This is a genomic window from Streptomyces sp. AC558_RSS880 (assembly GCF_019049255.1).
Taxonomy (GTDB): Bacteria; Actinomycetota; Actinomycetes; order Streptomycetales; family Streptomycetaceae; genus Streptomyces.
Genome location: NZ_JAGMUJ010000084.1, coordinates 253,636 through 271,494 on the forward strand (window position 1 = coordinate 253,636; position 17,859 = coordinate 271,494).

Genomic DNA, 17,859 nt, shown 5'->3' on the forward strand with positions numbered 1-17,859 from the left:
GCGTTCCCGGGCCGCGGGCGCACGGCCCGCCGGCCCGGGAACGCGGCGGCGGATCAAGGGCCGGCGGAGGTCAGGGCGGCGAACACGATCACGTTGTCGCGGTACTCGTCGCCGGTGCGCGGGCCGCCGCAGGTGATGAGCCGCAGCTCCGGCCGGCCGACGTCACCGTAGACCGCGTCCGTCGGGAAGTCCGCCTTGGCGACCGTCCGGACCGAGTCGACGGCGAACACCGCCGCCGTGCCGTTCTCCAGGCGTGCCACGATCCCGTCCCCCCGGCGCAGGCGCGCGAGGTGGCGGAAGACGCCGTCCCCGTGGGCGCCGACCGTGACGTGACCGAGGATCACCGACGGGCCGGTCTGGCCCGGCGTCGGCGAGTGCCGGTACCAGCCCGCGCGGTCATGGGCCGTGACCGGAGGCACCTGGACGGTGTGGTCCGGGGCCAGCCCCAGCCGGATGACCGGGGTGTCGACCCCGATGGCCGGTATCTCCAGTCCGACCGGGACCGAACGCCCGAGGGGGCGCGCCGGTTCCGCGGAGGGCCGCGCGGACGGTGTCGTACGCGCGGGGTGTCCGGCCGTGGACCGGCCGGTCCGGTGACCGCCGCCGCAGCCGCCGAGGAGCGCGGCCGTCGCCGCGGTGGCGAAGGCACGCCTGGAGAGCGGCGTCATGCCGTGGTCGCCCGCCGGCGGCGTACGAGGAGGACCGCCGCGCCGCCGGCGGCGAGCACCGCGGCGGCACTCCCGCCGATCAGCGCGCCGTCGGCCCCGGACTCCGCGGACGCGGACCCGACGCCGGTGTCGGGCGCACCGCTCGGTACGACGGTGACCCCGCCGGGGACCGCCGACCGGTCCGGTGCGTCGCTCTCGGCCGGTACGGGGCTCGGGTCCGTGGCGTCGGCCGGGGCCGGCGACTCGCTGGGTGTCACGGTGGCCGCGGGGACCGGGGACGGCCCGTCGGCGAACGCGGGTACCGGGCTCGCCAGCACGGCGGTGCAGGCGAGTGCCGTGACACTGAGGGCAGTTCGGCGCATGGATCGCTCTCTTTCGTCGCTCCGCCCGCACGATGGCCCGGCGGGCTGGGTCATGGATCGTGCGGAGAGACGGGACAGCGGCGGCACAGGTTGTAAAGAGAAGGCAAAGCCCCGTCAGGCGTCCTCGACGGTGACGGTGACGGGCGTGCCGGTCTCGATGGTGCGGCTGACCGTGCAGAGACGGTCGTGTGACGTTCTGACCGCGCGGGGAAGGATCGCGCGGGCGCGATCGGCGCCCTCGCCGTCCGGGAAGGCGACCCGGAAGGTGACCACGAGGTCGGTCATGCGGTTGCCCAGCTCGTCGCTGATCTTGTCTCCCGTCACCGTGACCGAGAACGCGTCGGGCTCGGCGTGGCGGCCGGTGGCGACGTCGACGTCCGCGGCCGTGCAGCCCCCGATCGCGGCGAGCAGCAGCTCGACCGGGGTGAAATCGGTGTTCCGGCCGTCCTCGGAGGCGGTGCCGAACCGGATCGTGCCGCCACGGGTGTTGGTGGCCACGAAGTGGCCCGTGCCGGTCCGTTCGACGACGACGGAACGCGTGGAGTCTTCGCTCATGCGTCGACGGTAAGGCCACGGACCGGCGCGCTCGCGGATCCGGTGGCACCGCGCTCCGCCTCACCGTCGGACCTCAGCGGCGGCTCGGTGCCGGGACGCCTCCCCCCGCTCGGACGTCACGACGGCGGACCGTACCGGTTCCGGGGCGTGTTCACGCGGGAACGGGGCACGCGGTCCTCGCGGACCAACCGGTCCGGCGTCCACGTTCCCGACTCCGGAGGCCTCCATGATGGTCGTTGGCATCGTTGCCGTCTGCGTGGTGATCGCTGTCCTCGCCTTCCTCGTCCCACGTCTCTCCCGGCACCCGCAGAACGGAGCACAACGCGCCCTCGGCGTCGGCTCCCGGGCCGGGGCCAAGGCTCCGGGCCGGCTCGGGCGGCTCCTCGGCAAGCCCTTCCGTTCGAGCTCCCGCGCGGTCGGCCGCAGCGGTTCCGCGGGGCGGCGTGCCCGCGGGCGGCTGCCGTTCTGACGAGGGCCGGTTCACTTCGGCAGTCACCGTGCGCCGCCTTCCCACCGGTAGGACAGGAGACCGGTCAAAGGTGTGACATGGTGTGCCCCGTGTCATTCACCGGCAGGGAAGGCGGGCCGAGGTGACCGCAGTCCCGCGACGAGGAGCTCGACCAGCCGGCGCGCGTCGTAGCGGGGGTCGCTCTCCGCGCCGATGCACAGGTTCCCGACGCCGCGCATGAGTGCGTAGGCGTCGATGTCGGAGCGGATCTCCCCGGCCGCCGCGGCGGCCTCGAGCAACTGGGTGCAGACCGGCACGAGACGGTCGAGGAAGTAGGCGTGCAGGGCGTCGAAACCGGCCTCGTCGGAGTGCAGCACGGCGGCGAGACCGTGCTTGGTGACCAGGAAGTCGACGAAGAGGCCGATCCACTCCCCCAGTGCCGCGTGCGGAGTCGCACGGGTGGCCAGCAGGGCCGGGCCGGCCTCGGCACAGGCGTCGACCTGGTGCCGGTAGACGGCGATGATGAGGTCCGCCCGCGTCGGGAAGTGACGGTAGATCGTGCCCAGCCCGACTCCGGCCCTGGCCGCGATGTCGCGGACCGGCGCGTCCACGCCCGACGCGACGAAGACCGCGGCGGCGGCGTCGAGCAGGGCCTCCTTGTTGCGCCGGGCGTCCTTGCGCCGGGACGGAGCCGCACGTCCGGCGCCCTCGTCACTGTCGCTCACCGCGCCGCTCCTTCCGTCCACCACCGCTTGCCAAAACGGAACGGCGTTCCGTATCGTTCCGGAACGTCGTTCCGTTTACTCATGATGCCAGAGCGGACGCCCGGCCACCAAGCCGTGCCCCCGCCATGCCCTCACGCATTTCCCGCACCGAGGAGACACGAACATGCAGTACCGCACCTTGGGCCGCACCGGTGTCCAGGTCAGCACCCTCGCGCTCGGCGCGATGAATTTCGGCAGGATCGGACGCACCACCCAGGAGGAGGCCACCGCCATCGTCGACGCCGCCCTGGAGGCCGGCGTCAATCTCATCGACACCGCCGACATGTACGGCGACGGCGAGTCGGAGGAGATGGTCGGCAAGGCCGTCGCCGGCCGCCGCGACGACATCGTGCTGGCCACCAAGGCCGTCATGCCCATGGGCGACGAGCGGAACCACCGGGGGAGCTCGCGCCGCTGGCTGGTCACCGCACTGGACGACAGCCTGCGCCGGCTCGGCGTCGACCATGTGGATCTCTACCAGATCCACCGGTGGGACCCGGCCACCAGCGACGAGGAGACCCTGTCCGCCCTGACCGATCTGCAGCGCGCGGGGAAGATCCGCTACTTCGGCTCCTCGACGTTCCCCGCGTACCGCATCGTGCAGGCGCAGTGGGCCGCCCGCGAACACCGCCTGGGCCGCTACGTCACCGAACAGCCCAGCTACTCCGTACTGCAGCGCGGGATCGAATCCGACGTCCTGCCCGTGACGGAGGAGTACGGGATGGGAGTGCTGGTGTGGAGCCCGCTGGCCTCGGGCTGGCTGTCCGGCGCCGTCCGCAGGGGCCGGGACGTCACCACCCACCGCTCGGCGTTCATGCCGGAACGCTTCGACACCGCCCTCCCCGCCAACCGGGCCCGGCTCGACGCCGTCGAGCGGCTGGCCGGGATCGCCGACGCGGCCGGCCTGACGATGATCCAGCTCGCGCTCGGTTTCGCCACCGCGCATCCGGCCGTGACCAGTGCCCTCGTCGGACCACGCACCCTGGACCACCTCCACTCCCAGCTCGCCGCCGCCGACACCGTGCTCCCCGCCGACGTACTCGACGCGATCGACTCCGTCGTCGCCCCGGGCACCGATCTGGCCGCACACGAGAAGTACGACACCCCGCCCGCGCTGCTCGACGCGTCGCTGCGGCGCCGCTGACGGATCTCCCGCCGCGAGCCCGGGGACCGGGCGCCGGCATCCGCCGTCGAACACGGCACAACCCTTCGCCCGGCCCGCGGGTCACACCAGACAGGAGCAACCGCTCCAAGAGCCGCAAGGGGGAAATATGAGATTCACCCGTTCCGTCCTGGCCGCCTCCGCGCTGGCCGCCCTGTCGGTGGGAGCCACGACCGCCCTGGCGTCACCGGCCTCGGCCGCACCCAACACCACACCGCAGAAGGTCTGCGGAAGCGGCTACAAGACCGTGAACTCGGCAGCCGTCGGCTCACTGGGCACCGTCTACCTGACGTACAACTCGGCCAACGGCCAAAACTGCGTCGCGACCATCCGCAACAACCCCGGCACCGCCCTGGACATGTCCGCGTGGATCTACGTCCCCGACACCGAGGAGGGTGACCAGGACGACGGACGGTTCACGTCGTACGCGGGGCCGACCTACGTCTACGGCAAGGGCCACTGCGTGGACTGGGGCGGCGGCATCAACAACGTGTACGTACAGGTGTACGGCTCCAACTGCGGTGCCCTGAAGGAGCACCGGGTCACCTTCACCCGCTGACCCGCGCCTCCCGGCGGACCGCTTCGCCCTATCGGGGCCGCAAGGCCCCGACAGGGCTCCGGCGCGTCACCCGGCGTCTCACGGACGCAGTTCCAGGGACAGGTGCGAGGACAGGGCACCGAGGAAGTCGGGCGCGTCGAAGATCGCGCCGGCGGATGCGACACCGGCCGTCCTGGTCCGCCCCGTGAGGATGCGGTCCACCGCTTCCACCACGAGGGGCGCGGTGACGGCGTAGATGTCCCGGCCCCGGGCCACGGCGCGCCGTTCGCCGCCGCCGGAGCGCACGACGACGTCGACGAGGAAGGTCTGCGCGGACCGCCCGAGTTCGTCGGCCGCGGCCGGTGCCGGGGTGTCCGGATCCGACAGGTCCCTGGCCGCCTCGACCGTCATGTAGGTGCGCACCTCCGGGACGGACAGGTGGCTGGGCACGGTGACGGCGTCCGCCATCGTGAACTCCCCGATGACGGTCCGGGGGCCCATCGGGTGGGGGAAGGGCCACTCCAGCGTCGACGCGTCGTCACGGTGGTACTCCAGCCGCCCGTTGGTGTACCGGACGCGTCGGCCGTCCCGCCGCTGCCGGGACACCGCGCCCGCCGCACGTGTTCCGGCGGTGGGGTGCCAGTCGCTGAGTCCGTAGGCGATGTGCGCCTCGTCGGCCGCCGTCCAGTCGCCCATGGCCGCGGTGACCAGCAGATCGCCGAGACCGCCGTAGAAGGCCATCGCGGGGACGATCACCGCTCCCGCCGCGCGGGCGCGGTCGCCGAAGTACGCGAACGTGTCGGCGTTGGCCTCGATCTCGGCCGCCACGTCCACGTACGGGATTCCGGCGCGCAGCGCCGCCTCGATCACCGGTGCCGCCGTCGTGGCGAAGGGCCCGGCGCAGTTGACCACGGCCGCCGCGCCGGCCAGTGCGCGGTCGAGCGAGACCGGGTCGTCGACCGACGCCGGACGGACCTCCATGCCGGGGTGGGACGCGGCCAGCGCCTCCAGTTTCCCGGCGTCGCGGCCGGAGAGGACCGGGACGAACCCGCGGCCTTGCAACCGCGCCACCACGAACCGCCCGGTGTGCCCGTACGCGCCGAACACCACTACCGTGCGCTGCGACTCCATGAACTCTTCCCCGTCCTCGAACGACCTGTCGTGATCCGTCGTGGACATCCTGTCGAGGGCGGGCACTCCCGCGCGAGTGTCCGGAACGCCACGGCCCGTACAATTCCGGACGTGACCACTGTCGCGCTGGCCGTCACCGACGGAATGCTGCACTTCGAACTGTCCGTCGCCCACGAGGTCTTCGGCACCGCCCCGGCGGGGGTGCCGGGCCCCTGGTACGACCTCGTCGTCTGCGGGCCGGGCGCCGTGCGGGCCGGACGGTTCCTGCTGGAGCCCGACCACGGCCTCGACCGGCTCCCGCACGCCGACACCGTGATCGTCCCCGGATGGGCCGACGTCGACGAGGAACCGCCCGCCGATCTGCTCGACGCGGTGCGCGCCGCCCACGAGGCCGGTGCCCGCGTGGCCTCCCTCTGCACGGGCGCGTTCGTGCTGGCCGCCGCGGGCCTGCTCGACGGACGGCGCGCGACCACGCACTGGGCGCACACCCGGGTCCTGGCCGAGCGCCATCCCCGGGTGACGGTGGACCCGGACGTCCTGTACGTGGACAACGGCAGCGTGCTGACCTCCGCCGGGAAAGCCGCCGCGCTGGACCTGTGCCTGCACCTCGTACGCCTCGACCACGGCGCGTCGGTCACCAACACCCTCGCGCGCCGCCTGGTCGTGCCGCCGCACCGCCACGGCGGCCAGGCGCAGTTCGTCGCGACCCCGGTGCCGGCCCCGGGCAACCACCCCCTCGCCGCGTTGCTGCCCTGGGTGCTCGAAAGGCTGGACCAGCCCCTCACCGTCCAGGATCTGGCCCGCGAGGCGCGCATGAGCTCGCGCAACCTGGGCCGCCACTTCCGGTCGGTCACCGGCACCACGCCGCTGCAATGGCTGCTGACCCAACGGATCCGGCACGCACAGGAGTTGCTGGAGACCACTGACGACGGCATCGACAGCATCGCGGCGGCCACCGGCATGGGCACCGCCACGACGCTGCGCCGGCACTTCAACCGCACCGTCGGCGTGCCTCCCGACACCTACCGCCGCACCTTCCGCTCACGGACCCACCGGCACACCACGACGCCGGTGCGCGGTCTTCCCGAAGGGTGACGGACCCTCTCCGTCTCAGGCGGGATCCCCGTGCCCGGTGAGGGAGTCGAGGAGAGCGCGGGTTTCCCCGACGCTCTCGGGACGGGCTCCGGACTCGAAGAGCTCGAGCGCCTCACGCAGGCGGACCCGTCCCGCCTCCACCCTGCCCAGATCGCGCAGCAGTCGGCCCCACACCACGAGACTGTCGCCCAGGTCCGCCGCGAAAGCCTCGGGGTGGCGTCCGGCGAGCGCCCGGTGGTGTCCGACGGCCTCTTCCGCCAGCGCCGCGGCTTCGTCGAGGCGACCGAACTCGCCCAGGTCGATGGCCGCGTTGTAGACGCACAGCGCCAGATCCGCCAGGGTGGCGTCGTCGTCCTGGTGCAAGGCGGCCGTACGGGCGAGGGCGACGGATTCGAGGGTGGCTCGCACCGCGTCGTCGAGGCGGCCCAGTTCGACGAGGATCAGGGCCTGGTTCGTCAGCAGCCGCGACAGCTGGGGGCGGTGGCGGCCGGGATCCGCCTCCAGGAGCCCGCGCCCGTGCTCGACCGCCTGCGCTGATCTCTCCAGGGCCTCCTCGTGGCGTCCGGCGCTGTTGAGCCTCAGGGCGAGGGTGTCGAGCAGCCGGGCGGAGATCTCCGCCGTGTGCCCCGCCCCGGAGTGGAGGTGCTCGTCGTAGAGGCGGAGCGCCTTCTCGGCCATGTCCAGGGCCTCCTGGGCGTCCCCCGCCTCGCTGAGCGCGTGGGAGAGGTTGGCCATGACGCTCACGGTGTTCACGAGATGCGCGCGGGGGTTGCGCCGCACCAGCTCGTAGAGGTGCGCGACGCTCGTGCGGCCGGCCGCGACGGCCTCGTCGTCGCGGCCCAGTTCGCTGAGGCAGACGGACAGCGCGTTCCAGACCTTGGCGAGGGTCTCCCGTCGGGACCGGTCGGCGGGATCCGTCGCGTCGTCGGCGAAGAGCGCGACCGCCCGCTCGGCCGTCCGCAGTGCCTCGGCGTGCCGTGCCAGGTCGGTGAGTGCCCCGGCACGGGTCAGCAGCGCGGCGGCGTACCGGTCCGCGGGGGCGCCGGGCATCGTCTCCCAGGTGAGCAGCGCCTCGTCGACGGTGTCGACGGCCCGCTCGGGGTCACCCGCTTCGAGCAGGGTGGCGGCGAGCGCGGCCAGGGCGACGGCGAGCGCGTGGCGGTCCTGGGCGGAGCCGTTCCCGGCGGCGTCCCGCCGGATGCGGACGGCCCGTTCGACGGACTCGATCGCGTCGCTCAACCTGCCGGCGCGGGACTGCGCGTCGGCGAGGGTGAGAAGGGCGGGGGTCGTCTCCGGCGGGGTCGCCTGTCCGCTGTCCACGGCCGTGTGCCACAGGTCCACGGCCTCCTCGGCGAGGCGGAGGGCGTCCGGGTGGAGGAGGACCTGGCCCAGGTGAACGGCCTGGTTGGCGCAGGCGTCGGCCAGTTCGGGCACGTAGCGCCGGCCGTCCTCCGCGGCGACGACGGCCCGCCAGTACTCCAGGGCCGTGTCCCCGGTGCTGACGGCCTTCTCGTAGTCACCGGCGAGTGCCGCGCGGGTGGCGACGGCGTCGATGGTCCGGGCGGTGGCGGCGAGCGGCGCGTGTCCGTGCTGCTGTTCGACCCGTACCAGGGACCGGGTCAGCCGGGCGCTCAGGAGGTCCGACGCCCGGCGGAAGGGCCCTGGCGTCAGGGGGAGCCGGTCGAAGAGGGTGAGGGCGAGTGCGGTCGGGATGCGGCCGTTCTCGAGTACGGCGGTGAGTGCCCTGCGCAGCGGCTCCGGCGGGTCGGTCCGGCCGGCCACGGACAGGGCGCCCGGCGCGTACTGTTCGGCGCGGGTGAGCACCAGGGCCGGCAGCACCGTGGCGAGGCGCGGCTGGTGGGCCATGGCCCGGGTCAGCACGGTCAGGGCGGCCTCCAGGGAGGTCTCGCCCAGTGCGGGGAGAAGATCGAACAACGGGTCGTCGGCGCCGGTGATCTGCCGGCCGACGAGGTGCTCGGCGATCCGGTCGGGCTGCAGGGAGCCCCAGACGGTTCCGCCTGCCGGAGGGTAGAGGGCGCGCAGCCAGCGGCCGGCCGCCGTCACGGTGGCGGCCTGCCCGGCGAAGGCCGTCGGAAGCACGGTGCGCAGGACCTGTTCGGCCTTCGCGTCGGTGTCCACCGCGCAGAGCGCGGCCGCGGCGACGGCCCGGTCCAGCACTCGGTCGGGCAGGCGCAGCCCGCACGCTTCGGCGTGGCGTGACCAGTAGCGCCATTCGTGGTGCAGGAGTACGTCCTCCGGGGAGTCGCCCGGCCGGCGCGGAACCGGCGCGGGTCCGGCCTGGAGGAGGTCGGTCAGGGCCCGGGTGTGCAGGGCGAGCACCGCCTCCGTCGTGCCGTCCGGTCCGGTGGCTCCGGGCCCGGTCCGCACGAGCCGGGTGACGTGGCGGTGCCAGGGGGTGCCGTCGTGGGGAGGGATGCGGCTCAGGGCGGTGGCGTAGGCGTCGAGCGCCCGGCGGTACGCCGCCGACCGGCCCTTCGCTGTCGTCTCCAGCGGTCCGAGTTCGTCGGTCCGCACGTCGCGCAGGGCGTCCTCCAGCAGGGCCGAGGTGCCCTTGGCGATCCGGGACCACCAGTCGCCGCACGTCCGTGCCAGCAACAGCAGGCGGACGGCGGTGCCGTGACGATTGGCCAGCGCGTGTTCGATCAGGGAGCGCACCTGGTCGCCGCGCGTCTCCGCGTAGTCGACGACGAGCACCGCCGGCGTGGACAGCGTGTGCAGCACGGTGTGGTCGGGTGCGGTGGCGGACGGACCGTCGTACGTGACCCATGCGGCCAGCCGCCGCTCCCGGTGGAGCCCGGCCACGATCTCGCGGGCCAGGCGGGTCTTGCCCTGCCCCGCCGGACCGGTGAGGATCCGCACCCCGAACCCGGGTTCGCGGCACCAGGCGTCGAGTGCGGCGCGTTCCCTCTCGCGTCCGTGGAAGGGCACGACCTCGGAGTCGGCCCGCAGCAGGAACGAAGGCGACCGCACCTCGGTGGGGTGGTCGGCGGGAGCCGACAGGTGAGCGAGTTCGACGGATTCCAGGACGGGCGGCCGCCCGGTGTCCGCTTCCACCGCCTGGCGGAAGGCGTCGACGGCCAGCAGGTCGACGGCCCTCACGGCATCGACGCGGGCACTGCGGAAGGCTCGTGGGTCCTCGACGATCAGGCCCGTCACCAGCCCGCCCGACAGGACGACGGCACCCGACATGCCCGACCAGGGTGAGGGGGCGACGTGCCGCGCCCGGACCGTGCCGTGCACCTCCACCTCGTAGCGGTGCCGCAGTACGCCCGTGCCCGGATTGATGCTGCCGGAGAGCTGGTCGGTGTCGCGCAGGCCGTTGTCCTGCCGCTGGGACATCGGGAACCCGGACGCCGCGCACGGCACTCCGGGTGCGGAGCCGCTGAGCACGCCCCACCGCACCCCGGGCTCACCGGGCGGGGGTTCCCACTCCGGGTCGCTGATCTCCAGCAGCGCGGCGTCCATCCGCCGGTCCAGCCGGCACCAGACGGTCCGCACCTGCCACCGGCGGTCCCCGGTGAGCCGGCGGACGAACAACTCCGTGCCGGGCGTGCCGGTTTCCGGCCGGATCACATGGGCCGCGGTCAGTACGAGAGCGGGGCCCACCCGGTATCCGGATCCGAACGACCAGCCGCCGTCCGGTCCGCGGGCCCAGACCTCCACCACACGCGCGTCCGGGGCCACCTCTCACTCACCGCGTGGAGTGACGGCCGCCTCCTGTGAGGTGATGCGCAAGGGCTGCCCGTCTCCGGTGACCGGGGTGAGGGACACGAGCATCCGGTGGGTCGTACCGGAGGTCTTCGTGCCCTTTCCGCCCGCCGAGAGCACCCAGACCCGCACCCCGCCGTCCGCGCCCTGTTCCTTGCGGACGTCCACGGTGAACTCCAGCTCGACCGGGCCGACGTCGAAGCGCACGTCGGTCCCGTCCCCGTCGGCGACGGCCTCGGCGAGTTCCCTGCGCACCGCGCGCACGGCCTCGGCGAGCCCCACCCAAGCATCGTCGACCGTCATCCTGCCCCCGTCCCTCCCGTTCCGCTGCGACCTCCCCAGCGTACCGATCAGTTGTGAGCACCCCACACGTCCGGGCCGCCGCCGCGCCACTCCACCGTCGCGGACCGGCGCAGCCAGTCGTCGTCGACGCTCTCCAGCCCCGCGAGGCGCAGGAACTCCACCACGTCCAGCAGCCCGTACGCCATCCCGAGGAACCGCGCGCCGCCGCGGACGCGCCGGCCGCCGTCCTCGCCGGGCGGGTAGATCACGATGGGCCGGTCGTTCGCCATGGCACCAGCGTGCGGTGCGCGGCGTCCGCCCGCATGCCGGGCGTCCGGCCGGACACCCGGGTACCGGCCGGGCGGAGCCGCGACGCGCCTGTGCGGTCAGTCGACGGCGGGGCCGGCCTTCTCGGTGCCGGACAGCCGGGCGAGGTGCCGGTGGCAGCGGGCCGCGCGTTCCGCGTCCTGTGCCATGACCTCCCTGAAGAAGTCGGCGATCTCCTTCTCGCCCGCGTTCTCCGCGTCGCGGACGTACTGGCCGTAGTCGTGGCCCGCCTTCAGCGAGTGGTACTGCACGGAGATCAGGTCGTACACGACATCGCTGAAGCCCGTCTCGCCGGTCGCCATGAGTCCTCCCGCACACGTGGGAACAGGTCGGAGGGCCGGGTATCACCGTGCCGCCCGGTGAAACCGGTACCGCGTGCTACGGCTCTCCGGCCGGCACCGCACGCCCCCGTGCGACGAGCAGGCCCGCGATCGCGCCGATCGCGTACCAGAACAGGTCCGGCGCGTTGAAGGTGGACCCGAGGACCAGACGGGCCACGGTGCTGTGCCGGGAGAGTTCCGCCGGCACCCCGGTGAGCTGCAGGAACTCGACTCCCCAGCTGACGGCGAGCGCGACCGCGGCGGCCCTCGGCGGTGTCACCCGCGGCACCGCCAGGACCACCAGGGCGAAGATCAGGAGGGTGTAGAGGGCGTCCCCACCGTACTTGGCCACGTCCCCCGTCGCCACGGCCCTGAGGCCCAGTCCGGCGCCGACGGTCACCAGCGCGGCCACGGCTGCCGCGGCACGGGTCCGTGCCGTGTCACCGCCGGGGCGGGTTCTGAGGAAGAGTGCCATGGTCGTCATGATCCCTCAGCCTCGGTCCGGGCACGGCCCGGCCCCGCTCGTCGAAAACCGGAGGAACCAGGGGCGCCGCCCTTGTTAGGCTGCTGGGTATGGCACGAGGTATCTGGTCGCAGAAGGTTCGATCCGCCCGCTGACGGCGGCGCCTTCTCCCTGAATCAGCGCACGCCGTTCCGGTCCCCGCCGGGCGGCTGTTTCGTGCTGCCCGGCTCCACTGCGAGCTGCGGAGCATCCGTTGAACCCCACCCCGACCCCCGAAGCCATGTCCCTGCCCGCCGAGGCGGGCGCCGGCGCCCACGTCCGCGCCGACGGTGTCACCGTCACCCGTGGGTCCCGGCGCGTCCTGTACGACGTCTCGGTCACCGTCTCCGCCCGGTCGCGGATCGCCGTCGTCGGCGAGAACGGCCGTGGCAAGACGACCCTGCTGCACGTCCTCGCCGGACTGGTCGCACCCGACGAGGGCACCGTGCACCGGACGGGCACGCTCGGTCTGGCCCGCCAGGAGCTGTCCGCGCGTGACGGTGAGACCGTCGGCACCCTCACGTCCGCGGCGCTGGCCCCGTCCCTGGCGGCCCTCGCCGCGCTGGACGAGGCGGCCCTCGCCATGGCCGGGGGCGAGTCCGCCGCCGACGACCGCTACGCCGCCGCGCTCGACGCCGCCACCCGTCTCGACGCCTGGGACGCCGAGCGCCGCGTCGACGTCGCCCTGGAGGCCCTCGGTGCCTGCACCGACCGGGAGCGGCCGCTGTCGGCCCTGTCGGTCGGGCAGCGCTACCGCGTCCGGCTGGCGTGCCTGCTCGGTGCGCGGCACGACGTCCTGCTGCTCGACGAGCCGACCAACCACCTCGACGCCGACGGCCTGGACTTCCTGACCCGCAGGCTCCGCGAACACGACGGCGGACTCGCCGTCGTCAGCCACGACCGGGCGCTGCTGCGGGACGTCGCGGACCGGTTCCTCGACCTCGACCCGGCCCGCGACGGGAAGCCGCGCCTGTACGCCGGCGGCTACGACGCGTGGGAGGAGGCCCGGCGCCGTGAGCGTGAACGCTGGGAGCAGGACTACGAGCAGCAGCAGACCGAGCACCGGCGGCTGCAGGACGCGGTGTCGCGGGCCCGCGACCGGCTCTCCACCGGCTGGCGGCCGGAGAAGGGCACCGGCAAGCACCGGCGCCAGTCCCGCGCGCCGGGCGTCGTACAGGCCCTGAACCGGCAGCAGGAGGCACTGGACGCGCACCGGATCGACCTGCCGGAGCCGCCGTCCGCCCTGCGGTGGCCCCGGCTGGGTGTCCGGCCGGGCGCTCCGCAGCTGCGGGCGCACGGTGTCGCCGTCGACGGGCGGCTGGCCGGTCCGGTCGACCTCGCCCTCGACGGCGGCGAACGGCTGCTCGTCACCGGGCCCAACGGCGCCGGGAAGTCCACGCTGCTCGCGGTGCTGGCCGGCGCCCTCCGGCCCACCGACGGGCACGTGTGGACGGCGAGCGGGGCACGGGTGGTCCGGGTCACCCAGGAGACCGCCGGACAGGACCCCCGGCTCACCGCCCGCGAGGTGTACGACCGGCACGTCGGACGGCTGGTGGCCGGCGGGGTGCTCCGGGACGGCGACGCCGTCGCGCTGGGGTCCCTCGGGCTGCTGGACTCCGGTACGACGGGGACGCCGGTCGGGCGGATGTCCCTCGGGCAGCAGCGGCGTCTCGACCTGGCGCTGGCGCTGTCCGGGCGGCCCACGCTGATCCTGCTCGACGAACCGACCAACCACCTGTCGGCGCCGCTGGTCGACGAGCTGACCGGGGCGCTCCGCGGCACCGGCGCCGGCGTCGTCGTCGCGACCCACGACCGCCAGCTCCTGCGGGACCTCGCGGACTGGCCGCTCCTGCGGGTGGGCGGCCCGTCGGGCGGTCGCCCTGGGCCGGCATCCGGCGTGACCCGGACGGAGCGGCAGTGGTGAGGGCGGCCGACGACGGGAACGAGACCGTGCCGACGGTCGTCGTCGGGGGCCGGCCGCACGTCGACCCGGATCCCGCACGGGTCCGCGAACGACTCTCCCCTCCACCCGCGCCGTAGGGAGGACGGAGCGGCACCGGGAACACCGGACCCGGTGGCGCCTGCTCCTCTTCCCCGGCGGTCGGGAGGCAGCTGCCGCTGTCCGGCGCCGGTCGGGCCGTCCAGGTACGAAGCGTGTGCCGAGAACGGCCGTTCCGGCACCCGGTGGCCGTAGGATCTAGTGATCTCGTGGGGGGTGGTCATGGGCAGGCAGCGTCCCGGCACACCGACGCTGGAGGAGGTGGCCGCGCTCGCCGGTGTGGGGCGGGGCACCGTCTCCCGCGTCATCAACGACGCGGCGGGCGTGAAGGATTCGACGCGCCGCGCCGTGCAGCGCGCCATCGCCGAGCTGGGGTACGTCCCCAATCTGGCGGCCCGTTCGCTGGCGGGCCGGCGTGCCGACGCCGTCGCGCTGGTCATGACGGAGCCGGACTGGCGGCAGTTCGGTGAGCCGTTCTTCTCGGAGATCGTCCGGTCCGTCGGCGACGCGCTGACGGACACCAAGGTGCAGCTGCTGCTCACCCTGGTGCGCACGGACGCCGAACGGCAGCGCCTCGTGGAGTACGCGCGCGGCGGCCGGGTCGACGGCGTGATGCTGATGTCCGTGCACGCCGAGGACGCGCTGCCCGACATGCTGGCCGAAGTGGGGCTGCCCACCGTCCTGCTGGGGCGGCGCTCGGGCGAGGAGAGCGTGACCTACGTCGACGCGGACAACACCGGCGGTGCCCGCGGCGCGGTGGCGCACCTGCTGGGCCTCGGACGCCGCTCGATCGCGACCATCACCGGGCCGCTCGACATGTACGTGGCCCAGTGCCGGTTGCGCGGTTACCGCGAGGCGCTGGAACGGGCGGGCGCCGAGACCAGGCCGGCCTGGACGGTCGAGGGGGACTTCTCGGCCGACAGCGGGCGCCGGGCGATGGCCGAACTCCTCGAGCGGGCCCCGGAGACCGACGCCGTGTTCGCCGCGTCGGACACCATGGCCGCGGGCGCGCTCGACGCCCTGCGCGCGGCGGGACGCCGGGTGCCGGAGGACGTCGCGGTGATCGGGTTCGACGACTTCCCGCTCGCCCAGCACACCGATCCGAAGCTGACGACGGTGCGCCAGCCGCTGGAGGAGATCGGCCGGACGATGGTGCGGCTGCTCCTGGAGGAGATGGAGGAGCCGGAGGTGGCCTGGCGGCACGTCATCCTCCGTACGGAACTGGTGTTGCGCGACTCCGCCTGACCCGTCTTTTCCCCCCGTCTCCTCGTCCGCCTCACGAGCCACAGCCGCATCGAATGTTTCGGGAGCGCTCCCGAGACGGACGGCCCTTAAGGATCACCTCGCTGACCTGCGGCTTCGAAATAAATTCGACAGTTTCCCGCGCACAGCCTTGTCAGGGACATGCGTAGCTCCTACAGTCCCGTCCCGAAACACCAATGGGAGCGCTCCCATCAATGGGGAGGCGGGAGCGCTCCCGCCCGGTCGTCCCCCACACCCTCTTGGAGAGGTCCCCGCATGCGACGGTTACCGCACCACACCCGGGCCCTGCGCGGCCTGTTCGCGACGCTCCTCACCGCTCTCGCCGTGGTCGCGGCGCTGGTGACCGGGACGGCGCCGGCCCAGGCCGACACCACGATCTGCGAACAGTACGGATCGACCACCATCCAGGGGCGCTACGTCGTCCAGAACAACCGCTGGGGCACCAGCGCCACCCAGTGCGTCACCGCCACGGACACCGGTTTCCGCGTCGCCCAGGCCGACGGCTCGGTGCCGACCAACGGGGCCCCGAAGTCGTACCCGTCGGTCTTCAACGGCTGCCACTACACCAACTGCTCGCCGGGAACCGCCCTCCCCGCGCGGATCAGCGGCATCACCGGCGCGCCCAGCAGCATCTCGTACGGCTACGTCAGCGACGCCGTGTACAACGCCTCGTACGACATCTGGCTGGACCCGACGCCCCGGACCGACGGCGTGAACCGGACCGAGATCATGATCTGGCTGAACAAGGTGGGCCCGATCCAGCCGATCGGCTCCCAGGTCGGCACGGCCACCGTGGCCGGGCGCACCTGGCAGGTGTGGTCGGGCGGCAACGGCTCCAACGACGTGCTCTCGTTCGTCGCACCGTCGGCGATCAGCAACTTCAGCTTCGACGTCATGGACTTCGTCCGGGAGACCGTCGCGCGCGGAATGGCGCAGAACGACTGGTACCTGACGAGCGTTCAGGCGGGTTTCGAGCCCTGGCAGAACGGGGCGGGGCTCGCGGTGAACTCCTTCTCCTCCACCATCAACACCGGTGGCGGCGGCCCGGGTGGGCCCGGTGACCCGGCCGCGTGCACCGTGTCGTACGCCACGAACGTCTGGCCGGGCGGCTTCACCGCGAACGTCACCGTGAAGAACACCGGTTCGTCCGCCGTCGACGGCTGGAAGCTCGGCTTCACCCTGCCCTCCGGGCAGCGCGTCACCAACGCCTGGAACGCGTCCGTCAGCCCCTCCTCGGGCGCGGTCACGGCGAGCGGGCTCGGCGGCAACGCGCAGATCGCGCCCGGCGGCAGCCAGAGCTTCGGCTTCCAGGGAACCTACAGCGGCACCTTCACCCAGCCGAACGGCTTCAGCCTGAACGGCACCGCCTGCACGGCCGCTTGACGCGACCGGCGGACCGCGCACCCGCCGTGTCCCCCGACCCGGGGCCCGTTCTTCCTCCCTGCGCCGACAGGGCGGGCCCCGGGTCCCCCCGAGCCCCCCGCCCGTCCGGTCGACGCCCCTCCCGGGACGGGCGGGGTTTCCACCCCCCGCACCTGTCCGCCCCATCCACCACCGGCACAGGAGACCCCATGGCCCTACGACGGAGATTCGTCTCCCTGGCAGCAGTACTGGCCACCCTCCTCGGAGGGCTCGGCCTGAGCTTCCTCTGGCAGAACGACGCACAGGCGCACGGCGTGGCGATGATGCCCGGATCACGCACCTACCTCTGCCAGCTGGACGCCGTCACCGGCACCGGCGGGCTGGACCCGACCAACCCGGCGTGCCGGAACGCGCTGAACCAGAGCGGCGCGTCGGCGCTGTACAACTGGTTCGCCGTACTCGACTCCAAGGCGGCGGGACGGGGCGCCGGCTACGTCCCGGACGGCACGCTCTGCAGCGCGGGCGACCGCTCCCCGTACGACTTCTCCGCCTACAACGCGGCCCGCGCGGACTGGCCCCGGACGCATCTGACGTCCGGAGCGACGGTCAAGGTGAAGTACAGCAACTGGGCCGCGCACCCCGGTGACTTCCGGGTCTACCTCACCAAGCCCGGCTGGTCGCCCACATCGCAGCTGGGCTGGGACGACCTGGAGCTCATCCAGACCGTCACCAACCCGCCCCAGCAGGGCTCACCGGGCACCAACGGCGGCCACTACCACTGGGACCTGAAGCTTCCCTCCGGGCGCTCCGGCGACGCGCTGATCTTCATGCAGTGGGTGCGTTCGGACAGCCAGGAGAACTTCTTCTCCTGCTCCGACGTCGTCTTCGACGGCGGCAACGGCGAGGTGACCGGCATCCGGGGCTCGGGCGGCACGCCGACCCCGGACCCGACCCCGGACCCGACGGACCCCCCGACGCACACCGGCTCCTGCATGGCCGTCTACAACGTGGTGAACTCCTGGGACGGCGGCTTCCAGGGCTCGGTCGAGGTGATGAACCACGGGACGTCGCCGCTCAACGGCTGGGCCGTGCAGTGGAAGCCCGGTTCCGGGACCACGATCGGCAGTGCGTGGAACGGCTCCCTGACCAAGGGGTCCGACGGCACGGTGACGGTGCGGAACGTCGATCACAACCGTGTGATCAATCCCGACGGGAGCGTGACGTTCGGCTTCACGGCCACGTCGTCGGGCAACGACTTCCCGGTGGGAACGATCGGCTGCGTGGCACCGTAGCCGGCCTCGACGGGCGGCACCGGCGGAAAATCCCTACCGGTGTCGCCCGGCAAGGGCCGA

18 protein-coding genes and 1 pseudogene are annotated in these 17,859 nt (G+C 73.3%); 9 read left to right on the top strand and 10 right to left on the bottom strand.

Going from position 1 to position 17,859, the window contains the following annotated elements:
• Positions 1-53: 53 nt before the first annotated feature.
• From KUM38_RS25905 to KUM38_RS25915, 3 genes are all read right to left on the bottom strand, one after another.
• Positions 54-668 carry a class F sortase gene (locus KUM38_RS25905; RefSeq protein ID WP_217132294.1) on the bottom strand — a complete coding sequence of 205 codons (615 nt, stop codon included), beginning with the start codon at positions 666-668 and terminating at the stop codon, positions 54-56.
• Positions 665-1,030, bottom strand: coding sequence for a hypothetical protein (locus KUM38_RS25910; RefSeq protein ID WP_217132295.1), 366 nt, complete (start codon positions 1,028-1,030; stop codon positions 665-667). The genes KUM38_RS25905 and KUM38_RS25910 overlap by 4 nt, the downstream gene beginning before the upstream one ends.
• Before the next feature lie 114 nt (positions 1,031-1,144).
• Complete coding sequence (locus KUM38_RS25915; RefSeq protein WP_217132297.1) at positions 1,145-1,585, bottom strand: OsmC family protein; 441 nt, start codon at positions 1,583-1,585, stop codon at positions 1,145-1,147.
• 226 nt (positions 1,586-1,811) lie between these two features.
• Between KUM38_RS25915 and KUM38_RS25920 the strand changes: the two genes are divergently transcribed.
• A complete protein-coding gene (locus KUM38_RS25920; protein ID WP_217132299.1) occupies positions 1,812-2,054 on the top strand; it encodes a DUF6411 family protein in 243 nt (80 codons plus the stop codon).
• A gap of 92 nt (positions 2,055-2,146) precedes the next feature.
• On the opposite strand, the gene KUM38_RS25925 is transcribed toward KUM38_RS25920, so the two are convergent.
• Positions 2,147-2,758 (bottom strand): TetR/AcrR family transcriptional regulator, encoded by a 612-nt coding sequence (locus tag KUM38_RS25925; RefSeq protein WP_217132301.1) that lies wholly within the window; start codon positions 2,756-2,758, stop codon positions 2,147-2,149.
• Between the two features lie 163 nt (positions 2,759-2,921).
• Here KUM38_RS25925 and KUM38_RS25930 point away from each other — a divergent pair, with 163 nt between their 5' ends.
• A complete protein-coding gene (locus tag KUM38_RS25930; protein ID WP_217132303.1) occupies positions 2,922-3,941 on the top strand; it encodes an aldo/keto reductase in 1,020 nt (339 codons plus the stop codon).
• A 127-nt stretch (positions 3,942-4,068) separates the two neighbouring features.
• Positions 4,069-4,518, top strand: coding sequence for a spore-associated protein (locus KUM38_RS25935; protein WP_217132305.1), 450 nt, complete (start codon positions 4,069-4,071; stop codon positions 4,516-4,518).
• A gap of 78 nt (positions 4,519-4,596) precedes the next feature.
• On the opposite strand, the gene KUM38_RS25940 is transcribed toward KUM38_RS25935, so the two are convergent.
• Positions 4,597-5,628 carry a trans-acting enoyl reductase family protein gene (locus KUM38_RS25940; RefSeq protein WP_217132798.1) on the bottom strand — a complete coding sequence of 344 codons (1,032 nt, stop codon included), beginning with the start codon at positions 5,626-5,628 and terminating at the stop codon, positions 4,597-4,599.
• 111 nt (positions 5,629-5,739) lie between these two features.
• Between KUM38_RS25940 and KUM38_RS25945 the strand changes: the two genes are divergently transcribed.
• A complete protein-coding gene (locus tag KUM38_RS25945) occupies positions 5,740-6,723 on the top strand; it encodes a helix-turn-helix domain-containing protein (RefSeq protein ID WP_217132307.1) in 984 nt (327 codons plus the stop codon).
• A 15-nt stretch (positions 6,724-6,738) separates the two neighbouring features.
• Here the strand turns inward: KUM38_RS25945 and KUM38_RS43350 are convergent, their stop codons facing one another.
• The 5 genes from KUM38_RS43350 to KUM38_RS25970 form a co-directional block, all read right to left on the bottom strand.
• On the bottom strand, positions 6,739-10,428 hold the full coding sequence (locus KUM38_RS43350) for a trypsin-like peptidase domain-containing protein (RefSeq protein WP_217132309.1): 3,690 nt from the start codon (positions 10,426-10,428) through the stop codon (positions 6,739-6,741).
• A gap of 3 nt (positions 10,429-10,431) precedes the next feature.
• The gene (locus KUM38_RS25955) at positions 10,432-10,755 is read right to left on the bottom strand and encodes a trypco2 family protein (RefSeq protein ID WP_217132312.1); all 324 of its coding nucleotides are present in this window, start codon (positions 10,753-10,755) and stop codon (positions 10,432-10,434) included.
• A 47-nt stretch (positions 10,756-10,802) separates the two neighbouring features.
• Positions 10,803-11,024, bottom strand: coding sequence for a hypothetical protein (locus KUM38_RS25960; RefSeq protein ID WP_217132314.1), 222 nt, complete (start codon positions 11,022-11,024; stop codon positions 10,803-10,805).
• A gap of 96 nt (positions 11,025-11,120) precedes the next feature.
• Positions 11,121-11,363 (bottom strand): acyl carrier protein, encoded by a 243-nt coding sequence (locus KUM38_RS25965; RefSeq protein ID WP_217132316.1) that lies wholly within the window; start codon positions 11,361-11,363, stop codon positions 11,121-11,123.
• Positions 11,364-11,439: 76 nt separating this feature from the next.
• Positions 11,440-11,865, bottom strand: coding sequence for a DUF2809 domain-containing protein (locus KUM38_RS25970; RefSeq protein WP_374227080.1), 426 nt, complete (start codon positions 11,863-11,865; stop codon positions 11,440-11,442).
• A 232-nt stretch (positions 11,866-12,097) separates the two neighbouring features.
• On the opposite strand from KUM38_RS25970, the gene KUM38_RS25975 reads away from it, so the two are divergent.
• From KUM38_RS25975 to KUM38_RS25990, 5 genes and pseudogenes are all read left to right on the top strand, one after another.
• Positions 12,098-13,807: an ATP-binding cassette domain-containing protein gene (locus tag KUM38_RS25975; protein WP_217132318.1), complete on the top strand. Its 1,710-nt coding sequence runs from the start codon at positions 12,098-12,100 to the stop codon at positions 13,805-13,807.
• Positions 13,741-13,923 (top strand): annotated as a pseudogene (locus KUM38_RS43680) (hypothetical protein); the annotation flags it as partial. The gene KUM38_RS25975 and the pseudogene KUM38_RS43680, both read left to right, overlap by 67 nt.
• 181 nt (positions 13,924-14,104) lie before the next feature.
• A complete protein-coding gene (locus tag KUM38_RS25980) occupies positions 14,105-15,127 on the top strand; it encodes a LacI family DNA-binding transcriptional regulator (RefSeq protein WP_217132320.1) in 1,023 nt (340 codons plus the stop codon).
• A gap of 273 nt (positions 15,128-15,400) precedes the next feature.
• A complete protein-coding gene (locus tag KUM38_RS25985; protein WP_217132322.1) occupies positions 15,401-16,528 on the top strand; it encodes a cellulose binding domain-containing protein in 1,128 nt (375 codons plus the stop codon).
• A gap of 188 nt (positions 16,529-16,716) precedes the next feature.
• Positions 16,717-17,799 (top strand): lytic polysaccharide monooxygenase, encoded by a 1,083-nt coding sequence (locus KUM38_RS25990; RefSeq protein ID WP_217132324.1) that lies wholly within the window; start codon positions 16,717-16,719, stop codon positions 17,797-17,799.
• Positions 17,800-17,859 lie beyond the last annotated feature (60 nt).

Excerpts from the sequence above, each read along its gene's own strand:
- KUM38_RS25905 (WP_217132294.1), bottom strand. The coding sequence starts at position 668 with ATGACGCCGCTCTCCAGGCGTGCCTTCGCCACCGCGGCGACGGCCGCG.
- KUM38_RS25910 (WP_217132295.1), bottom strand. The coding sequence starts at position 1,030 with ATGCGCCGAACTGCCCTCAGTGTCACGGCACTCGCCTGCACCGCCGTG.
- KUM38_RS25915 (WP_217132297.1), bottom strand. The coding sequence starts at position 1,585 with ATGAGCGAAGACTCCACGCGTTCCGTCGTCGTCGAACGGACCGGCACG.
- KUM38_RS25920 (WP_217132299.1), top strand. The coding sequence starts at position 1,812 with ATGATGGTCGTTGGCATCGTTGCCGTCTGCGTGGTGATCGCTGTCCTC.
- KUM38_RS25930 (WP_217132303.1), top strand. The coding sequence starts at position 2,922 with ATGCAGTACCGCACCTTGGGCCGCACCGGTGTCCAGGTCAGCACCCTC.
- KUM38_RS25935 (WP_217132305.1), top strand. The coding sequence starts at position 4,069 with ATGAGATTCACCCGTTCCGTCCTGGCCGCCTCCGCGCTGGCCGCCCTG.
- KUM38_RS25940 (WP_217132798.1), bottom strand. The coding sequence starts at position 5,628 with ATGGAGTCGCAGCGCACGGTAGTGGTGTTCGGCGCGTACGGGCACACC.
- KUM38_RS25955 (WP_217132312.1), bottom strand. The coding sequence starts at position 10,755 with ATGACGGTCGACGATGCTTGGGTGGGGCTCGCCGAGGCCGTGCGCGCG.
- KUM38_RS25960 (WP_217132314.1), bottom strand. The coding sequence starts at position 11,024 with ATGGCGAACGACCGGCCCATCGTGATCTACCCGCCCGGCGAGGACGGC.
- KUM38_RS25965 (WP_217132316.1), bottom strand. The coding sequence starts at position 11,363 with ATGGCGACCGGCGAGACGGGCTTCAGCGATGTCGTGTACGACCTGATC.
- KUM38_RS25970 (WP_374227080.1), bottom strand. The coding sequence starts at position 11,865 with ATGACGACCATGGCACTCTTCCTCAGAACCCGCCCCGGCGGTGACACG.
- KUM38_RS25980 (WP_217132320.1), top strand. The coding sequence starts at position 14,105 with ATGGGCAGGCAGCGTCCCGGCACACCGACGCTGGAGGAGGTGGCCGCG.
- KUM38_RS25985 (WP_217132322.1), top strand. The coding sequence starts at position 15,401 with ATGCGACGGTTACCGCACCACACCCGGGCCCTGCGCGGCCTGTTCGCG.
- KUM38_RS25990 (WP_217132324.1), top strand. The coding sequence starts at position 16,717 with ATGGCCCTACGACGGAGATTCGTCTCCCTGGCAGCAGTACTGGCCACC.